General features: G+C 65.0%; 16 protein-coding genes and 1 pseudogene. 13 read left to right on the top strand and 4 right to left on the bottom strand.

The genetic code is table 11. From position 1 onward, the window contains the following. Nucleotides 1-12 precede the first annotated feature (12 nt). The gene (locus V8683_RS09955; protein ID WP_411189587.1) at nucleotides 13-822 is read left to right on the top strand and encodes a YhfC family intramembrane metalloprotease; all 810 of its coding nucleotides are present in this window, start codon (nucleotides 13-15) and stop codon (nucleotides 820-822) included. A 57-nt stretch (nucleotides 823-879) separates the two neighbouring features. After that, a complete protein-coding gene (locus V8683_RS09950) occupies nucleotides 880-1,245 on the top strand; it encodes a DUF3022 domain-containing protein (RefSeq protein WP_411189586.1) in 366 nt (121 codons plus the stop codon). Between the two features lie 61 nt (nucleotides 1,246-1,306). On the opposite strand, the gene V8683_RS09945 is transcribed toward V8683_RS09950, so the two are convergent. Together V8683_RS09945 and V8683_RS09940 are read right to left on the bottom strand one after the other, a co-directional pair. Continuing rightward, nucleotides 1,307-1,741, bottom strand: coding sequence for a PGDYG domain-containing protein (locus V8683_RS09945; RefSeq protein ID WP_411189585.1), 435 nt, complete (start codon nucleotides 1,739-1,741; stop codon nucleotides 1,307-1,309). Between the two features lie 105 nt (nucleotides 1,742-1,846). Then, entirely contained in the window at nucleotides 1,847-2,377 is a 531-nt protein-coding gene (locus tag V8683_RS09940) for a Spy/CpxP family protein refolding chaperone (protein WP_411189584.1), read from the bottom strand. Nucleotides 2,378-2,641: 264 nt separating this feature from the next. On the opposite strand from V8683_RS09940, the gene V8683_RS09935 reads away from it, so the two are divergent. Continuing rightward, on the top strand, nucleotides 2,642-3,106 hold the full coding sequence (locus V8683_RS09935) for an Lrp/AsnC family transcriptional regulator (RefSeq protein ID WP_411189583.1): 465 nt from the start codon (nucleotides 2,642-2,644) through the stop codon (nucleotides 3,104-3,106). Nucleotides 3,107-3,307: 201 nt separating this feature from the next. Further along, nucleotides 3,308-4,420, top strand: coding sequence for a saccharopine dehydrogenase family protein (locus V8683_RS09930; protein WP_411189582.1), 1,113 nt, complete (start codon nucleotides 3,308-3,310; stop codon nucleotides 4,418-4,420). Nucleotides 4,421-4,498: 78 nt separating this feature from the next. On the opposite strand, the gene V8683_RS09925 is transcribed toward V8683_RS09930, so the two are convergent. Next, the gene (locus V8683_RS09925; RefSeq protein ID WP_411189581.1) at nucleotides 4,499-5,092 is read right to left on the bottom strand and encodes a P-loop nucleotide/nucleoside kinase family protein; all 594 of its coding nucleotides are present in this window, start codon (nucleotides 5,090-5,092) and stop codon (nucleotides 4,499-4,501) included. Further along, nucleotides 5,089-5,247 carry a cytochrome bd-I oxidase subunit CydX gene (gene cydX, locus V8683_RS09920; RefSeq protein ID WP_411189580.1) on the bottom strand — a complete coding sequence of 53 codons (159 nt, stop codon included), beginning with the start codon at nucleotides 5,245-5,247 and terminating at the stop codon, nucleotides 5,089-5,091. Before cydX ends, V8683_RS09925 begins: the two co-directional genes overlap by 4 nt. 196 nt (nucleotides 5,248-5,443) lie before the next feature. Here cydX and V8683_RS09915 point away from each other — a divergent pair, with 196 nt between their 5' ends. The 9 genes and pseudogenes from V8683_RS09915 (at nucleotide 5,444) to V8683_RS09875 (ending at nucleotide 17,613) form a co-directional block, all read left to right on the top strand. Continuing rightward, nucleotides 5,444-5,893 carry a hypothetical protein gene (locus tag V8683_RS09915; protein ID WP_411189579.1) on the top strand — a complete coding sequence of 150 codons (450 nt, stop codon included), beginning with the start codon at nucleotides 5,444-5,446 and terminating at the stop codon, nucleotides 5,891-5,893. 128 nt (nucleotides 5,894-6,021) lie between these two features. Continuing rightward, nucleotides 6,022-6,999 (top strand): magnesium/cobalt transporter CorA, encoded by a 978-nt coding sequence (gene corA, locus V8683_RS09910; protein ID WP_411189578.1) that lies wholly within the window; start codon nucleotides 6,022-6,024, stop codon nucleotides 6,997-6,999. Nucleotides 7,000-7,267: 268 nt separating this feature from the next. Beyond that, nucleotides 7,268-7,585 (top strand): annotated as a pseudogene (locus V8683_RS09905) (ATP-binding cassette domain-containing protein); the annotation flags it as partial. Nucleotides 7,586-7,820: 235 nt separating this feature from the next. Continuing rightward, a complete protein-coding gene (locus V8683_RS09900; RefSeq protein WP_411189577.1) occupies nucleotides 7,821-8,861 on the top strand; it encodes a LacI family DNA-binding transcriptional regulator in 1,041 nt (346 codons plus the stop codon). Between the two features lie 215 nt (nucleotides 8,862-9,076). Continuing rightward, nucleotides 9,077-10,894, top strand: a complete 1,818-nt coding sequence (locus V8683_RS09895) for a methyl-accepting chemotaxis protein (RefSeq protein WP_411189576.1) — start codon at nucleotides 9,077-9,079, stop codon at nucleotides 10,892-10,894. Nucleotides 10,895-11,254: 360 nt separating this feature from the next. Next, complete coding sequence (locus tag V8683_RS09890; RefSeq protein WP_411189575.1) at nucleotides 11,255-12,016, top strand: 2-keto-4-pentenoate hydratase; 762 nt, start codon at nucleotides 11,255-11,257, stop codon at nucleotides 12,014-12,016. 510 nt (nucleotides 12,017-12,526) lie between these two features. Continuing rightward, nucleotides 12,527-14,449, top strand: coding sequence for a PrkA family serine protein kinase (locus V8683_RS09885; protein ID WP_411189574.1), 1,923 nt, complete (start codon nucleotides 12,527-12,529; stop codon nucleotides 14,447-14,449). Between the two features lie 186 nt (nucleotides 14,450-14,635). Next, entirely contained in the window at nucleotides 14,636-15,904 is a 1,269-nt protein-coding gene (locus V8683_RS09880; protein WP_027793789.1) for a YeaH/YhbH family protein, read from the top strand. Continuing rightward, the gene (locus V8683_RS09875; RefSeq protein WP_411189573.1) at nucleotides 15,901-17,613 is read left to right on the top strand and encodes a SpoVR family protein; all 1,713 of its coding nucleotides are present in this window, start codon (nucleotides 15,901-15,903) and stop codon (nucleotides 17,611-17,613) included. The genes V8683_RS09880 and V8683_RS09875 overlap by 4 nt, the downstream gene beginning before the upstream one ends. Nucleotides 17,614-17,781: the final 168 nt, after the last annotated feature.

The following is a 17,781-nucleotide window of genomic DNA, read 5'->3' as shown; positions in this document are numbered from 1 at the left end:
ATCAGGATCTCCATGACCGTAGCCCCGATCACCTTGCTGTGCCTCGCGCTGGCGACGCTCTTCGTCGCCGCCTTGCCCGTGCTGCTTTATCGGCGGCTCTCCCGGCCGTACGCGCTCGACTGGCGCGACACGATCTCGGGCATTGCGGTGTTCGCGCTGTTCGCAACGGTGATCGAGCGCGGGCTCAACGGCTATGTGCTGCACGACAATCCCGCGACCGCGCAGTGGCTGGCCGATCCGGTCGTCTTCGTCGTGTACGGGGCGTTCGTGGCGGGCGTCTGCGAGGAGGTGGGGCGCTACATCGCGATGCGGATGCTCGCGCGCCGCACGAACCGCGCGGCCACGGCGCCGGCGGACAGCACGGGCCTTGCTTATGGCATCGGTCATGGCGGTGCGGAGGCCTGGCTCGTCGGCGTGCTCGTGCAACTGCAGTGGATCGTTTTCGCGGTGCTGGCCAATCGCGGCGAGCTCGACGAGCATCTCGGCAATCTCACGATGGACGCCGTGCTGCGCGTGCACCTGATCCTCGCGAATCTTTCTCCGATGTTCGCGGGCGTGTTCGCCGTCGAACGCACGGCGGCGTTCGTGTTCCAGATCGGTTTTTCCGTACTCATGTGGCGCGGCGTGCGGGCCGGGTGGCGGGGTATCCTGCCGTTGACCATCGTGGTTCACGCGCTGATCGATATGCCGGCTGCGATGTATCAGGCACGCATGCTTGCGCTGCTGGTGGTGGACGGCACTTATGCGGTGCTCGCGATCGCTGTCGCCATCGTGTTGTGGCGCGTGTGCCGTTCGAAGCGCGTGGCGGCGTCCATGGCGTAAGCCGGATTCGGCTTACGCGTTTTTATCCTGCTTTTTCCCGTTCTTTTACTGGCATCGATGGAAGCCTATCTGTTCGAATGCGCGAGCCCCGACTTCGAGGAACTCGCCCGTGTGATCGCCGACCTGTTCCCCGAGCAGACGCGCTTTGCCGAGCAGGCCGCCGACCATGGCGCGCCGCTCTTGACCGTGCACTGGGTAGCGATGCGTTTCGCTTCGGTGGCCCGCCGCATGACCCTCACGATTGCGATCGCGCCCGCGGCGCTCGCGCGCTATCGCGCCTTGCCTGCGCGCCAGCGCGCGCGCAGCTTTGCGGTACTGAGGGCTTATGTGGAGGCGACGATAGGCTCGCTCGAAGAGCAGCATGCCAAAGGCGAGAGCGTGTCGCGCGAAGTGACGCTGGAGCTGGACGAAGAGTTTGCCTGAAACGCTGGCGGTACCCGGGCGCTTCCCCAGGGCGCATCCAACGGCCACCCTCAAGCGGCCTTCAGTCGGTAAAGCGATAGACCTTGGCGAAACGCTCGGCTTTCACGACGCCGTAGTCGCCGGGCGCGTACTGCATGACCCAGTCGCCGGCCGCGCCGGCAAGACGGTCGCCGCCGTCCGAGCGCCGGATCGTGAATGGCTCGTTCATGTGTTTTGCCAGCACGACGGCAGGGCGGTTGCGGTAGTCGCCGGGCTCGCCGTGCACCAGAGCGGCGTTAGCGGGGAAGTACTTCGCGTCGAAGCGCTCGCGCGAGACCACCCAGCGCTCGCCGGTTGCGCCGGTGACGATCGCGTCGCCGCGCGCATAGCGGTTGGGACCTTCGAGGCTCATGAGTTCGCCGGGTTCTGCGGCAAACGCGACGGCGACGGTTTCGTCCTTGACGACGCGCCGGGCGGCGGCGTCGCCGCTCAGGTCGAGTTGGGTCAGTTCAATCATGGGCTCTTTCGTGAATCGGGTTGCGCAAGCAACGACGGCCGGGCAAGGGTGCCCGGCCGTCGCGCGGTCGAAGAGCGTACCTCGATTCTAGCCGCGATGCACGCCTTAGTTTGCTGCCGGCGCGCTGGCCGCTGCGGCGTCGCTGGCCGGCGCGGCCTTCGGCTTGCTCTTGTGCTTCGGATGGACCGGGCCCTTGCCGCCGGCCGGTGCGCCGTGGCGGAAGGTCTTGTCGGCAAGCGTCTTCTGGTCGGCCGAGAAGCTGTTGTAGAGCGGCTCGAATGCCGTCACGAGCTTCTGCATGTCGTCCGCGTGGGCTTGCGTGATCTGTGCGTACTGCTTCATGTCGTCGAGCGCGTTACGCGTGTTTTCGCCTTCCACGCGCTGCTTGTAGAGATCGGCCATGGTCGAGCCGTTAGCGCGCATCTGGTCGGCGAAGGTCTTCCACAGCGGCTCCTGCTCGGGCGTGATTTTCAGCGCCGAGTGCAGGTAGTCGATGCGGTCCTCGATGCGTTGCTCGTGCTGCGCGGCGCGCGCCTCGACGGCTGCCGAGGACGGTGTGGCCGACGAGGCGGCGGTTTGCGCGAAGGCGCCGCTCATCGAGAGCGCGGCAGCAAGGACGACGAAAGCTTTCTTCATTGTTGCTCCTTGGATCGTTTCGTAGCGAGTAGGGCGCAGTGCCGTATCGGTTGCAGCCGATATTAGTACCACGTTAACGCTGCATTGCGGCTGTTGTGCGACAACTGCTTACAAGTGAAACGCGCCGAAACCGTCCGGAATACGCCGAAACAAACGGCGCGGTACGGCGTTCGCTGCGCGTTGCACGTCTCGTTACGGATGCCGGCGGGGTCCCGCCGCGGGCGATAATCATGCCATTGTTCGAACACGAGAGACATTTCATCGATGAGACCCCCGCGCCTCGACCAACTCGACGACCTCGACCGCAACCTCGTCGCGCTGCTGCAGGAGAATGCGCGCGAGAGCGTCGCGAACCTCGCGCGCCGGCTGGGCGTGGCGCGCACGACGGTGCTCGCGCGCATCGCGCGGCTCGAGCGCTCGCAGGTGATTGCCGGGTATGGCGTGCGGCTTGGCCAGGACGTGCTCGACGCGAGCCTGCAGGCGTGGGTAGGCCTCATCATCGCTCCCCGGCATGGTCCCGACGTGCAAAAACGCCTTGGCCGCATGCCGGAGGTGCAGCTCCTCTGCGCGGTGAGCGGCGAGTACGACTACGTCGCATGGGTACGCGCCGAAACGCCCGATCGTCTCAATGACCTGCTCGACCAGATCGGCGGCATGCCGGGCGTAGAGCGCACCACGACCTCCATTGTTCTCGCTCGCAAGATCGACCGCGGTTCGGTCATGGGATAGGGCATTGGGTCAGAGCCGTCGCCACGCACGATGGGCGCGCCGGGAGCCGGTTTCGACGAAATGACGAACCAGATCGTCGAATCGTCGAAATTGATGGTCGGAACGCAGCATTTTGTGTCTATCAACCGTTTTTGCACCCCCCTAGACTTTATGCAAAGGGCGCCGCCGGCCCTCCGGACCATAAGATCAAGGAGATGCAAGATGAAAGTCGCGATTGCAGGCGCCGGCCTGATCGGCCACACCATTGCTCACATGCTGCGCGAGACCGGGGATTACGAGGTGGTCGCGTTCGACCGCGATGCCCGGGCGCTCGAAAAGCTCGCCGCCAACGGCATTCCCGTCGAGCGCGTGGACTCGGCGGACGCCGCCGCGCTGCGCGGTGCGCTGTCCGGCTTCGACGTGCTCGTCAATGCGCTGCCGTACTACCTTGCGGTGAATGTCGCGTCGGCGGCGAAGGGCGCGGGCGTGCATTATTTCGACCTTACCGAGGACGTGCGCGCCACCCACGCCATCCGCACGCTCGCTGAGGGCGCCGACCACGTCTTCATGCCGCAATGCGGCCTCGCTCCCGGCTTCATCGGCATTGTCGCGCATGCGCTTGCGAGCCGCTTCAGCGAGATCCGCGAGGTCAAGATGCGCGTGGGCGCGCTGCCGCAGTTCCCCACCAATGCGCTCAAGTACAACCTCACGTGGAGCGTGGACGGGCTCATCAACGAGTATTGCCAGCCCTGCGAAGCGATCCGCGACGGGCGCGCGCAATGGGTCCAGCCGCTCGAGGGTCTAGAGCATTTTTCGCTCGACGGCGTGGAGTACGAGGCGTTCAATACGTCGGGCGGTCTGGGCACGCTGTGCGAAACGCTCGCGGGCCGGGTCGAGTCGCTCGATTACAAGTCGGTGCGCTATCCGGGCCATCGCGAACTCGTGCAGTTCCTGCTGGAAGACCTGCGCCTCGCCACCGACCGCGACACGCTCAAGTCCATCCTGCGCCGCGCCGTGCCGGCCACCGAGCAGGATGTCGTGCTGATCTTCATGACCGTGACCGGCATGCGCGACGGCCAGCTCGTGCAGGAGGTGTTCACGCGCAAGATCTTCGCGAAGACCGTGTGTGGCGTGCCGATGAGCGCGATCCAGATCACCACGGCGGGCGCGATGTGCGCGGTGCTCGACATGTTCCGCGAAAAGCAGTTGCCGCAAAAGGGCTTCGTGCGCCAGGAGCAGGTGTCGCTGGAGCAGTTCCTCTCCAACCGTTTCGGGCAGGTGTACGAGGGCGCGGCGCTCGATGCGCGCACGCTTGCGCAGGCCGCCGCGGCCTGATGTCGCCTGATGCAGCCGGGCGGCGAACCCGCCAGGAAAACACGAGATAAACGAAGAGGGCCGTGCGCGCCGTCGGTGTCAGGCCGGCGGCGTTTCTTTTGCCAGGTGCTGGAGCAAGGCGTCGAAGTCGGCTTCGGCGGGGGCGGTGTTGTCGAACACGACGACACCTTCGAGCTGCGCAGCCGATGGCACGAAACGGCGCTGCCGGTAGTCGTCCCAATGCGCGAGCTTGTAGGCGTCGCCCGGATGCGCGCGTGCGACGATGCGGCGCCTCGCCGTTTCCTCTCCGATTTGCACCCAGATTACCGTCAGCGCCACGTCAGGCGCGATACCTAGCCACGCGCGGTCGAACAGACGCCGTTCGCGGATCTCGCGCGAAAGCGGGCCCACGGCGAGCACGCTTACGCCGAGTTCGAGGTTTTCACGCGCGGTATCGACGAGCCCCAGGTACTCCGGGTCGCGCAGATGCTGCAGGAAAAGAGGGCTGTCGCGGTCGTTGGGGTTGCCGGTGAGCGCCGTCATGGCGGCAGCGCCGGTGCGGCCGTACAACGTGTCCTTGTCGAGCAGGCAGAATGGCTCGCCAGTGGCGTGGCGAAGCGGACCGATCAGGCGTTTCGCGAGCGTGGTTTTGCCGGTGCCCGCGTGCCCGCAGAAGAAGGCGAGCCGTGTCACGTGCCGCGGATCGGGGCCTCGCCGGCCGCTGCGTCGTCATGGGGGCCGTTTTTGAGTTCGCTCGTAAGCTTGCTGTTGGCGTCGAGCCACATCGCATTGATGATGCCGAAACCAAGCGCCACGCCGATGCCGAGGATCCACGAGAAGTACCACATCGTTTTCGTCTCCTGTTGGCGAGAGCAAAACCGTCATGAGGAACCGCGGACGGCTGCCATCAGCCACTCGAAGCATATACCATGCATGAAAGCGGCGGCATGGGCGAGGTCGCTGCAATGCAGCATGCATTGAAGACGTAGCGAATCAAAGCCAGGTCAAGCCAAAGCCACAACGACACAAACAGGGGAAGCTTCCATGCCGTCGCGTGCGTTCCATGCCTGGTCCAGAGTGCCCGCGCTTGCCGCCGGTGTCACGCTTGTTTTCGCGGCGCTCGGCGGCTGCGCCGAAACACCCGAGCCGCCCATGCCGTTCAAGGCCGTTCCCGTCGAGCGCATCCTGCTGCCGGCGTACACGCAGCCTGGCGTCGGGCTCGTGGCGGTGGACGTGCGGCGCGAGCGCACCAGCAACGTGATCGTCCGGTTCCGCGACGCGCCCGTCTACGTCGACGGCCAGCGTGTCACGGACCTGATGAACGGCGAGCATGTGGTGTTCTACCTGAGTCCTGGGGTTCACCGGATCGGCGTGAGCACCCAGTTCGATCCCCTGGTGGAGATTCGCTTCGCGGTCGATCCCCGCTACACGAACCGCGCGAGTGTCGCGTTTGGCAAGGATCACCGCATTCTGATCCGCCGGGTGGCACAGTAGCACCTGCGCGCTTTGCGGCATGCCGTGTGCGGGGGAACCCCGGCGGTCGCCCAGAGGTCAATCCGGCGCAGGAGCGTGGCGCCTGAGCGCCGCGCCACAACGAACGCCGCCGTCAGGACGAATACGACATGCTGATCAACTGCGCCGCCTACGAGGGCGGCAGAAAACTGGGCGATATCCCGCTGAAAGACGTCAGCGACTATCTCGTCCGCACCGAATGCTTCGTCTGGGTTGCCCTCAAGGATCCCGACGCCGGCGAGATGGACGCGATGAAGGAGGAGTTCGACCTGCACGCGCTCGCGATCGAAGACGTCATGAACGGCAACCAGCGGCCCAAGATCGAGGAGTATGGCGACACGCTGTTCGCCGTGTTCCACACCATCGAGGCAGGCGAGGACGGCGAGCTGGTCATGGGCCAGGTCAACGTGTTCGCCGGGCAGAATTTCGTGCTTTCGGTCCGCCATCGCACGCAGCAAGGCTTCCAGGACGTGCGCGCACGCTGCGAGCGCGAGCCGGAACTGCTCAGGGAGGGCGCGGGTTTCGTGGTCTATGCGCTCATCGACAGCGTGGTGGACCGCTACATGCCGGTGCTGGACGCGCTCTCGGGCGAGATCGAGGAACTGGAGGACCGCATCTTCGAGAAGAACGGTGTCGCCGCCTCGCGCAGCATTATCGAGGATCTCTACTCGCTCAAGCGCCGTCTCGTGATCCTCCAGCATCACGTTTCGCCGCTCGTGGAAGCCGTGGGCAAGCTCGTGGGCGGGCGTATTCCGCCGATCTGCGCGGGCATGCAGGCGTACTACCGCGACGTCTACGACCATCTCGTGCGCGTCTCCAACCTCGTCGACGCGCGCCGCGAAATGATCGTCACCGCGATCCAGGTGAATCTCGGCATGATCTCGCTCGCGGAAAGCGAGGTGACCAAGCGCCTCGGCTCGTTCGCCGCGCTCTTCGCCGTGCCGACGATGATTGCGGGTATCTACGGAATGAATTTCCAGGAGATTCCGGAGCTACATTACCGCTACGGCTACCCGGTCTGCCTCGGCGTCATGGCGGCCATCGACGTGATGCTGTATTTCCTGTTCCGCCGCGCGGGCTGGCTCTGAGCACGCGGTGGGCGCAGCGCCGCCGGCACGGCGGGAAGCTCGCCCGGGCGCGCAATGAAGCAGGCGCTCAAGAAACGCGCCGGACGGCCGTTATTCGTAAGGTGATGGCAGCGAATCGACCCGCCGGGCGGGTGAGGCCTGGCCCTGCGATTTCGTTGCGCCACACGGACGCCGCGCATGCCGGCGGCGCGGTCCCGGCAGACAGCGGGCGCCGCGCCGCCTGCCGGACCTTGCCACGCGCGGCGAGGCTCGCGACTACAGGATCGTGATGGATGCAAGTGCCCCCGACGTGATTCCCGCCGCCCACGAGGTGTTCGCGGTGACGGGCGTCGGCAAAACCTATGAGCAGCCGGTGCTCGCCGACGTCAGCCTCGCCCTCCATGCGGGCGAGGTATTGGCGCTGACGGGCGAGAACGGCGCGGGCAAGAGCACGCTTTCGAAGATCATTGGCGGCCTCACGTCCCCGAGTACGGGCAGCATGACCCTGCCGGGCCGTCCCTATGCCCCCGCGAGCCGCCGCGAGGCCGAGGCGCTGGGCGTGCGCATGGTGATGCAGGCGCTGAACCTGCTGCCCACGCTTTCGGTAACACCATGACGAATCGACCGTTGCGCGGGCAACCGGGCGGCGAATCCGCGGCTCGACACGTACCGCAGCCGCAAAAGCAGGCGCAGGACATAACAATGAATTGAGAGGAAGCGGTCCGCTCGGGGGCGGGCCGCCGAGGGTCTTAGCCGCATTGCGGCGCTCGTCGCCGCAACACGGGCGCAGGAACGCAAAGCGGCTGCAACTAGCTGTGAACCAGGCAGGAGCAACAGAAAAAATGGCGACGATCAAGGATGTGGCCGCCGTGGCGGGGGTGTCGTTCACGACGGTGTCGCATGTAGTCAACAATTCGCGGCCTGTGTCGGCCGACGTGCGGGCCAAGGTGGAGCGCGCGATCCGCGAACTGGACTACGTGCCTTCGGCCGTGGCGCGTTCGCTCAAGGCGCGCGCGACGGCGACCGTCGGGCTGCTCGTGCCAAACGGCACGAACCCGTATTTCGCGGAGCTCGCGCGCGGGGTCGAGGACGGTTGCGCGAAGAAGGGCTATTGCGTGTTCTTCTGCAATTCGGACGACGACCCGGACAAGCAACGCAACTACCTGCGCGTGCTGCAGGAAAAGCGCATCGACGGGCTGATCGTTGCTTCGGCGGGCGACGACGCCGTGCTTGCCAGCACGCTCGCCCATGCGCGCGAGCCGCTCGTGGTGGTGGACCGCAATATCGAGGGGCTTACCGCCGATCTCGTGCAGATCGATCACGAGCGCGGGGCGTGGCTCGCAACGCGCCACCTGATCGAGCTTGGGCATTCGCGCATCGGCTGCATTACGGGCCCGGTGACGACGGCCGTGAGCGCGATGCGCGTGCACGGCTTTTTGCGCGCGATGGCCGAGCGGGGCATCGAGGTCTCGCCGGGCGCGATCGTCGAGAGCGACTTCTCGGGCACCGGCGGCTATCGCGCGGCGGCCCGTCTGCTCGACGGTGCGCGGCCGACGGCGATCTTCGCGTGCAACGACATGATGGGCATCGGGGCATTGCGCGCCGCCGCCGAGCGCGGCCTTTCGGTACCCGGCGACTGCTCGATCATCGGTTTCGACGACATTCAGTTCGGCCACTTCACCTGGCCCACGCTCTCGACCGTCGGCCAGTCGGTGCGGGCGCTGGGCGAGCTCGCCGCGCTTACGCTGATCGAGCGGATCGCCGGCGGGGCGCTGGCGCAGCCGGGCCCGGGACGCCGCCGCGTCATGGCGCCACGGCTGATTGCCCGCGAGTCCACTGCGCCACCGAGCGGCACGGCGACCGTGCCGTCGCTGGCGGCCTGAAGCCGTTCGCCCCGGGGCCCCGGCAGTCGGATGCCCTCGATGCCGGAGTCCCCTGCGTCGGCATTTTGTAATTTTTCCTCGCGAGCCAGGGCGTTATCCTCAGACCATTTACTTTTTTCAAGTCCCCTCAAACGTTTGCCGTAAACGATATCTAGAGCATGGGCTCGAATATTGGCGATCAAGCATCCGCCATCACGGTATGCACGGGGAGGGTCATGAACAAGGGCATCAGTATCAAGGCGCGCATCGGTCTGACGATGATATTTCTGGCGACGCTCGTCGCCGTCATCAGCGTACTGGGGCTGCTGGGCCTCAGACGGGCCAACGAAGCGTACCTCGACACCTACGCCAATCAGATGCCGAGCGCCCGTGCCATCAACATGGCCGAGCTTTACGCCGCGCGCGAGCGACTCGTGCTCGACCGCGCGGGCTTCGAGATCGGCACGCCCGAAGTCGCCCCTACGCTGGAGCGCGCGCGCATGATGCGCGGTATTTCCGACGACTGGTGGAAAAAGTATCTCGCCCTCCCGCGCGACGCGGAGGAAGACCGGCTCGCGCAGGAGGTGAGCGCGCGGCGCGACACGCTGCACCAGGCCGCGGATGCGTTCGCGGCGATCATCTCGGGCGGCGACCCGGGCAAACTCGTCGCGGGCGCGAAAGGCCTTCAGGCCGCCTACGACGACCTTGCCAGGGCCGACGAGGAGCTCGACAAGCTGCAGAGCACGCAGGCGCAGCAGGGCTACGAGGACGCCCATGCGGCGCATCAGGAACTGCGCATCGCGAGCGTCGTGGCGCTGATCGTGGGCATTGGCGCGGCGGCGTTCTCGTTCTTCGCGCTGCGCCGTGCGATTGGCGAGCCGCTGGCCGAGGCGCTCGGCCATTTCGAGGCGATTGCCGGCGGCGACCTGCGGCGCTCCGTGACCGTGGGCCGGCGCGACGAAATGGGCGATCTGCTGGGCGGCGTCTCGAAGATGCAGCGTAGCCTGATCGACACGGTGCGCAGCGTGCGCGAGGGCACCGAATCGATCGCCACCGCGACGCGCCAGATCGCGGCAGGCAACATCGACCTCTCGTCGCGGACCGAGGAACAGGCTTCGGCGCTGCAGGAGACCGCCTCGAGCATGGAGCAGCTCACGGGCACCGTGAAACAGAACGCCGACAACGCCCGCCAGGCCAGCGCGCTCGCGGCCAACGCCTCCGAAATCGCCAACAAGGGCAATAGCGTCGTGAGCCAGGTGGTGGGCACGATGGGCGACATCAACCAGAGCTCGGCGAAGATCGCCGAAATCATCACGATCATCGAAGGCATTGCTTTCCAGACCAACATCCTCGCGCTGAACGCGGCCGTGGAAGCGGCGCGCGCGGGCGAGGAGGGGCGCGGCTTCGCCGTGGTCGCGGGCGAGGTGCGCAGCCTCGCGCAGCGCTCGTCGGCGGCGGCCAAGGAGATCAAGGCACTCATCGACACCTCGGTCGAGCGCGTGCAGACCGGCTCGGCGCTCGTGGACGAGGCCGGCCGCACGATGGGCGAGATCATCGCGGCCGTGCAGCGCGTGACCGACATCATGGGCGAGATCGCGGCCGCCTCGCAGGAGCAGTCGAGCGGCATCGACCAGGTGGCGCGCGCCGTGACCCAGATGGACGAGGTGACGCAGCAGAACGCCGCGCTCGTCGAGGAGGCCGCGGCCGCCGCGCAGTCGCTCGAAGACCAGGCGAGCCGGCTGCGCGCGGCCGTCGCCGTGTTCAGTCTCGACGAAGCGGGCCACGGCGCCGGCTTCGGCGCGCCGGCGAAGCCGGCTGCGGCCCGCAGCGCGGCACCTGCGGCGACGGCCGTGCGGAGACCGGCTGTCCAGATCGTAGCCGCCGCGCCGGCGCGCCCGACGCTTCCCGCGGCTTCCGCCGTATCGAAACCCGCGGCGCGCCTGGCTGAACGGCCCGTGCGGCCCGCGGTGCGCGCCGCCTCGGCCGCCGTGGCGCCGGCGGCGACGGGAACGCCGGTCACTGCCGGCAGCGACGGCGATTGGGAGACTTTCTAGAAACCCGGAGCGCCAGGGCGGCAACCGGGCTCGACTTGTGAAATGCTACTGCACGCCGCTGCGCCCGCAGCGGCGTTTTTCGTTCCATAAGGGGTGACGCACACGGTGCGCGCTTGCGGTTACGGTAAATTGATGGACGGTGTCACGAACGCGGCGAGTGCGCCGGGGTACACTGCGCGCTTGTGCGTCGGCAGGCGAAATCTTTTCCGGCGCGCGCCATGCCCGAGTTCGCCGGCGCTTTCGACGCGCGGTCCCGTAGAGAGCCCGTACGCAAAACGACCTGGAACCCCCAACGATCCGCAACGACCGTCCGCCGCGCCGGCACCCCGGCCTCGCGAGACAGCGCAAGAGGACCCAGACATGACGCATGACGATCTCGCGCAGCGCCTCGTGAATGCGCGCCGCCAGCATCAAATGATCGAAACGGTGGCGCCCGAGCGCCTGCCGCCCGACGCGGCCACGGCCTATGCGATCCAGCAGGCCGTGATCGCGGGCCTCGGCACCGTGACGGGCGGCTGGAAGATCGGCGCGAAGGCGCCCGGCGCTCCCGCTTCGGGCGCACCGATCCCGGCTCCGCTCGTGTACGCCTCGCCCGTGCGCCTCGAACGCCAGGCGTTTTTCCGCGTGCTGGTGGAACTGGAGATCGCGTTCCGTTTTGCCGAGCCGATCGCGCCGCGCGGCGAAGCCTACGCGCGCGACGAGGTGCTCGCGCGGGTCGGACAGATCCTGCCGGCCATCGAGGTCGTCGACAGCCGCTACGCCGAGTGGCCCAACGTCGCGCCGCTCGCGCAACTCGCCGACGCGCAGAACAACGGCGCGCTCGTGACCGGTCATGCCCAACCCTATGCCACGCTCGCTCGCGCATTGGACTTCGTTGCACCCGAGCTCGAACTGTCGTTCGACGGCGAGTCGCTCGTGCCCGAAGCGCCCGGCAATCCGGCCGGCGATCCGCGCGAACTGCTCGTGTGGTTCGTCAACCATTGCGCGGCCATGGGCATTACGATCGAACCCGCATGGACCGTGACCACGGGCACCTATGTCGGCGCACATCGCATCGACCGGCCCGGCCTGCTGCATGGCCACATCGACGGGATTGGCGAAGTGGAGATCGAGTTCGTCTGAGAACGCGAAGACCGCGATGTTGAACCTGAAGCCGTCGGCGCTCTGCGCGGCGGCTTTTTTTCATGCGCGCGGGATGCTTGGCCTGCTGACGCGAGCTGTCATTTTTGCCAGCTCGCGCAGGGCGAAGCCACTACTGCCGGGAGGGGCGCGCAAGGTCGCCACGACTTGTCACGCAATGCGTGGCACCGTGCTAACGCCGGCAGGTTCGACACGCAAGAATGGAAAAAAATAGAGGGTGATGTGCACGGACAACAGTCCGGAGAGCAGGGCATTGCGCGCCTGCTGCCGGTCTCGCTGACCGGACGCGTTGCCGGTCCGGATTTTGCAAAGGTCGGGAAGATCATTGTAAGACGGACCTGACCGGGCTCCAAGCCGGAATTCGCCGCCCCGCATCTGGTGCGATTTCTGTGTGAAAAAAAAACCAAAAGGGTTTAGGATGAATTCGAGCGATGTCGTTTCCGATGAGCGCGCCGCGCACGACATCGGTCGCAGATCTAGCGAGGAGGTAGCATGGATATCTACAGCAGCTTCGCGAACCGCTTCGAAAAAACGCGAGAGGAAGAATTCTCGCTTGAGGAGTATCTCGCGCTCTGCAAGGAAGATCCCAGTGCGTATGCCACGGCTGGCGAACGCATGCTGGCTGCAATCGGCGAACCCGAACAGATCGATACAAGAAACGACCCGCGCCTGTCGCGTATCTTCGCGAACAAGGTCATCAAGGTATATCCCGCATTTCGCGAATTCTATGGCATGGAGGACGTGATCGAGCAGGTGGTCGCGTACTTCCGCCATGCGGCGCAGGGGCTTGAAGAAAAGAAGCAGATTCTCTACCTGCTCGGACCGGTGGGCGGCGGCAAGTCCTCCATCGCCGAACGTCTGAAGCAGCTCATGGAGCGCGTGCCGTTCTATGCGATCAAGGGATCGCCCGTGAACGAATCGCCGCTCGGCCTCTTCGACTACGACGAAGACGGCCCGATTCTCGAAGAGCAATATGGCATTCCGCGCCGCTACCTGCGCAGCATCCTGAGCCCGTGGGCCGTCAAGCGCCTGCACGAATACAACGGCGACATCCGGAAGTTCCGCGTGGTGCGCCGCTATCCTTCGATCCTGCGTCAGATCGGCATCGCGAAGACCGAGCCTGGCGACGAGAACAATCAGGACATCTCGTCGCTCGTCGGCAAGGTCGATATCCGCAAGCTCGAACAGTACGCGCAGGACGACGCCGACGCCTACAGCTATTCCGGCGGCCTGTGCCTCGCGAACCAGGGCCTGCTCGAATTCGTCGAAATGTTCAAGGCGCCGATCAAGGTGCTGCACCCGCTGCTCACGGCGACCCAGGAAGGCAATTTCAAGGGCACCGAAGGATTCGGCGCGATCCCGTTCAACGGCATCATCCTCGCGCACTCGAACGAGTCGGAGTGGAAGGCGTTCCGCAACAACCGCAACAACGAGGCGCTGCTCGACCGGATTTTCGTGGTGAAGGTGCCTTACTGCCTGCGCTATTCGGAAGAGATGAAGATCTACGAGAAGCTGCTGCGCAACTCGTCGCTGGCCGACGCCGTGTGCGCGCCCGGCACGCTCAAGATGATGGCGCAGATGTCCGTGCTCACGCGCCTGCAGGAGCCGGAGAATTCGAGCCTCTTTTCGAAGATGCAGGTCTACGACGGCGAGAATCTCAAGGACACCGATCCGAAGGCGAAGTCGTATCAGGAGTACCGTGATTTCGCCGGCGTCGACGAAGGCATGAACGGGGTCTCCACGCGCTTCGCGTTCAAGATTCTCTCGCGCGTGTTCAACTTCGATTCGACCGAAGTAGCCGCGAACCCGGTGCACCTGATGTACGTGCTCGAACAACAGATCGAGCGCGAGCAGTTCCCGCCGGAAACCGAGCAGAAGTATCTGTCCTTCGTGAAGGACGTTCTCGCGTCGCGTTATGCCGAGTTCATCGGCAAGGAGATTCAGACCGCTTACCTCGAATCCTATTCGGAGTATGGGCAGAACATTTTCGACCGCTACGTCACGTACGCCGACTTCTGGATTCAGGACCAGGAGTTCCGCGACCACGATACGGGCGAAAGCTTCGATCGCGCGGCGCTCAACGCCGAGCTGGAGAAGATCGAGAAGCCCGCGGGCATCAGCAACCCCAAGGACTTCCGCAACGAGATCGTCAATTTCGTGCTGCGCGCACGCGCGGCCAACGCCGGCAAGAACCCGGCGTGGATCAGCTACGAGAAACTGCGCGTGGTGATCGAAAAGAAGATGTTCTCGAATACGGAAGAACTTTTGCCGGTCATCTCGTTCAATGCGAAAGGGTCGGCGGAAGAACAGCGCAAGCACGAAGACTTCGTCAACCGCATGGTCGCGAAGGGCTACACGCCGAAGCAGGTGCGTTTGCTGTGCGACTGGTACCTGCGCGTGCGCAAGTCGTCATGATCGACGAGGCGTTACCGTCCGCTCGCGCCGCCGCTCCCGCAGCAAGGCGGCGGCGCGCACGGACTCCCGGTGGGGCGCGGACCGCATGGCCGTAAGCGCGAAGAAGACGGCCGGCGCCGCTAACATGGCCGCATAGCAGCGCGGCCAGGCGCCTCGCCCATTCGAAACTGGAGCGGGAGACTGGATGTGCTTCATCAAATCATCGACCGCAGGCTAGCCGGAAAGAACAAGAGCATTGCAAACCGCGAGCGCTTCTTGCGCCGCGTGAAAAACTATATTCGTCACGCCGTTTCGGAAGCGGTGCGTGACCGCAGCATCAAGGATATACAGAAGAACCAGAGCATCACGATTCCGCGCAAGGACATTGCCGAGCCGTCGTTCCGCCACGGCCCGGGCGGCCGGCGCGAGATGGTCCACCCGGGCAATGAGGACTACATCCGCGGCGACCGCATTCCGCGCCCGCAGGGTGGCGGCGGTGGCGGCGGCAGCCAGGCGAGCAACGAGGGCGAAGGTCAGGACGACTTCGTGTTCGAGCTGTCGCGCGAAGAGTTCATGCAGTACTTCTTCGACGACCTCGAACTGCCGCGTCTCGTGAAAACCCACCTCATGGCCGTGCCGACGTGGAAGAGCATCCGCGCCGGCTGGGCCGCCGAGGGCACGCCCAACAACATCGACGTCGTACGGTCGCTGCGCAGCGCGCTAGGGCGCCGCATCGCGCTCGGCGCGCCGCTCGTCAACGAGCTGCACGAGCTCGAAGAGCAACTGGAGGCGCTCAAGGCGGACCCGGCCGACCGGCGCGAAGAGATCCGCGTGCTGGAGGAGGAAATCCATCATCTGAAGGGCCGCATCTGGCGCATTCCCTTCATCGACCCGTTCGACCTGCGTTACGTGAACCGCGTGAAGCAGCCGCAGCCGTCGAGCCAGGCGGTCATGTTTTGTCTGATGGATGTATCGGGCTCCATGGACGAGCAGCGCAAGGATCTTTCCAAGCGCTTCTTCATCCTGCTGTACCTGTTCCTCAAGCGCAATTATGAGAAGATCGAGGTGGTGTTCATCCGCCATCACACGCGTGCCGAGGAGGTGGACGAGGACACCTTCTTCCACTCCACGGAAAGCGGCGGCACGGTGGTGTCGAGCGCGCTGGAGCTGATGAAGCAGGTGATCGAGGACCGTTATTCGCCCACCGACTGGAACATCTATGGCGCCCAGGCCTCGGACGGCGACAACTGGACCGACGACTCGCCGAAGTGCCGCAAGCTTCTTGCGGATGACATCCTGCCCAAGGTGCGCTATTTTGCGTATATCCAGGTGACGCCGGAGGAGCAGAACCTCTGGCTCGAATATGCGCAACTGGCGCTCACCGAGCCGCAGCTTGCGATGAAGAAAGTCGACACCGCGGCAGATATCTACCCGGTATTCCGGGAGCTTTTCGAAAAGCAGGTGGAGCAATCATGACCACACGCCATCTGCACAACGAGGCGCGCGGCTATCAGCCGGAGCGCCGGAAGACGGGCGGTCACCATAAAGGGCACCACGGCGTGCAGCAGGACGCCGCGAAGCCCGCCGCCAAAGAACGGGGTCATGTTGCCGAGCCGGGTCACGAGACCGGGCCCGGTCTCCGCAAGCCTTGGGAAGCGCCTATGAACGTAGCCGACAGACGGCCTCTGCCGTGCCCATCCGACTGGACCTTCGAGCTGATCGAGGAGTACGACACCCACATTTCCCATGTTGCGGAGCAATATGAACTGGATGTCTATCCGATCCAGCTCGAACTGATCAGCGCCGAGCAGATGATGGACGCCTATGCGTCTGTCGGCATGCCGGTGAACTATCGCCACTGGTCGTTCGGCAAGCATTTTCTCTCCACCGAGAAAAGCTATCGCCGGGGCCAGATGGGACTGGCGTACGAGATCGTCATCAACTCGAATCCCTGCATCGCGTACCTCATGGAAGAGAACACGATGACGATGCAGGCGCTCGTCATCGCGCATGCGGCTTACGGGCACAACTCGTTCTTCAAGGGCAACTACCTGTTCCGCCTCTGGACCGATGCGCACGCAATCATCGACTACCTCGTCTACGCGAAGAACTACATCGCCGAATGCGAGGAGCGCTATGGGCTCGATCGCGTGGAGGAGCTGCTCGACTCGTGCCATGCGCTCATGAACTACGGCGTGGACCGCTACAAGCGGCCGCAGAAGCTCTCGCTCGAGCGCGAGGCGGCGCTGCGCCGCGAGCGCGAGGCGTATCTGCAATCACAGGTCAACGAGCTGTGGCGCACACTGCCTGCGAGGCACGAGCCGCTTGCAGAGGAAGTGGAGGAGCGCTTCCCGCCCGAGCCGCAGGAAAACCTGCTGTACTTCGCCGAGAAGAACGCACCGCTGCTCGCCCCATGGGAGCGCGAGGTGATCCGCATCGTGCGCAAGATCGGTCAGTACTTCTATCCGCAACGGCAGACCCAGGTGATGAACGAGGGTTGGGCCACCTTCTGGCATTACACGCTGCTCAACACGCTCTACACGCAGGGCAAGCTGGAAGATGGCTTCATGATGGAGTTCCTGCACTCGCACAGCAACGTGGTCTATCAGCCGCCGGTGACGAAACCGTATTACAGCGGCATCAATCCGTACGCTCTGGGCTTTTCGATGATGAGCGACATACGGCGCATCTGCGAGAACCCCACCGACGAAGACCGCAAGTGGTTCCCGGAACTCGCCGGCAGCCCCTGGCTCAAGGCGCTGCACTATGCGATGCGCAACTTCAAGGACGAGAGCTTCGTCGCGCAGTATCTCTCGCCGCATCTGATCCGCGAAATGCGGCTCTTCTCGGTGCTCGACGACGACATGCGCGATGCGCTCGAAGTGTCGGCGATCCACGACGACAGCGGCTATCAATACGTACGCCAGGCGCTCTCGCGGCAGTACGACATGCATCATCGCGAGCCGAACATCCAGGTGTGGTCGGTCAACACGCGCGGCGACCGCAGCCTCACGCTGCGGCACTTCATGAGCGACAACCGCCATCTGTCGGGCGACACGGACGAAGTGCTGCGCCACATGGCGCGGCTCTGGCAGTTCGACGTGTATCTGGAAAGCGTCGACGAGAACGGCACCGTGCGCAAGCGCTACGAGTGCCGTTATATGCCGCCTCCGGTGAGGGTATAGGCGGGCGCGCCGTTTCGCGTCCTTGATCGCTTGTCATGCAGTTCGAGGCCAGCCTGCGGGCTGGCCTTTTTCATTGCGCGTGCAGCGGTTTCGGCGCCCGACTGCGTGCGCGCGCTACCATACGCGGTTATACCTATCAACGAAGGAGCTTAAGCGGATGCGGGCATC

Source organism: Paraburkholderia sp. AV2 (assembly GCF_054968425.1).
This window is presented reverse-complemented; position numbering and strand designations above follow the sequence as displayed.

What these genes read in the sequence shown, in the direction of transcription:
- V8683_RS09955 (WP_411189587.1), top strand. Translation starts at nt 13, where the DNA reads ATGACCGTAGCCCCGATCACCTTGCTGTGCCTCGCGCTGGCGACGCTC.
- V8683_RS09950 (WP_411189586.1), top strand. Translation starts at nt 880, where the DNA reads ATGGAAGCCTATCTGTTCGAATGCGCGAGCCCCGACTTCGAGGAACTC.
- V8683_RS09945 (WP_411189585.1), bottom strand. Translation starts at nt 1,741, where the DNA reads ATGATTGAACTGACCCAACTCGACCTGAGCGGCGACGCCGCCGCCCGG.
- V8683_RS09940 (WP_411189584.1), bottom strand. Translation starts at nt 2,377, where the DNA reads ATGAAGAAAGCTTTCGTCGTCCTTGCTGCCGCGCTCTCGATGAGCGGC.
- V8683_RS09935 (WP_411189583.1), top strand. Translation starts at nt 2,642, where the DNA reads ATGAGACCCCCGCGCCTCGACCAACTCGACGACCTCGACCGCAACCTC.
- V8683_RS09930 (WP_411189582.1), top strand. Translation starts at nt 3,308, where the DNA reads ATGAAAGTCGCGATTGCAGGCGCCGGCCTGATCGGCCACACCATTGCT.
- cydX (WP_411189580.1), bottom strand. Translation starts at nt 5,247, where the DNA reads ATGTGGTACTTCTCGTGGATCCTCGGCATCGGCGTGGCGCTTGGTTTC.
- V8683_RS09915 (WP_411189579.1), top strand. Translation starts at nt 5,444, where the DNA reads ATGCCGTCGCGTGCGTTCCATGCCTGGTCCAGAGTGCCCGCGCTTGCC.
- corA (WP_411189578.1), top strand. Translation starts at nt 6,022, where the DNA reads ATGCTGATCAACTGCGCCGCCTACGAGGGCGGCAGAAAACTGGGCGAT.
- V8683_RS09900 (WP_411189577.1), top strand. Translation starts at nt 7,821, where the DNA reads ATGGCGACGATCAAGGATGTGGCCGCCGTGGCGGGGGTGTCGTTCACG.
- V8683_RS09895 (WP_411189576.1), top strand. Translation starts at nt 9,077, where the DNA reads ATGAACAAGGGCATCAGTATCAAGGCGCGCATCGGTCTGACGATGATA.
- V8683_RS09890 (WP_411189575.1), top strand. Translation starts at nt 11,255, where the DNA reads ATGACGCATGACGATCTCGCGCAGCGCCTCGTGAATGCGCGCCGCCAG.
- V8683_RS09885 (WP_411189574.1), top strand. Translation starts at nt 12,527, where the DNA reads ATGGATATCTACAGCAGCTTCGCGAACCGCTTCGAAAAAACGCGAGAG.
- V8683_RS09875 (WP_411189573.1), top strand. Translation starts at nt 15,901, where the DNA reads ATGACCACACGCCATCTGCACAACGAGGCGCGCGGCTATCAGCCGGAG.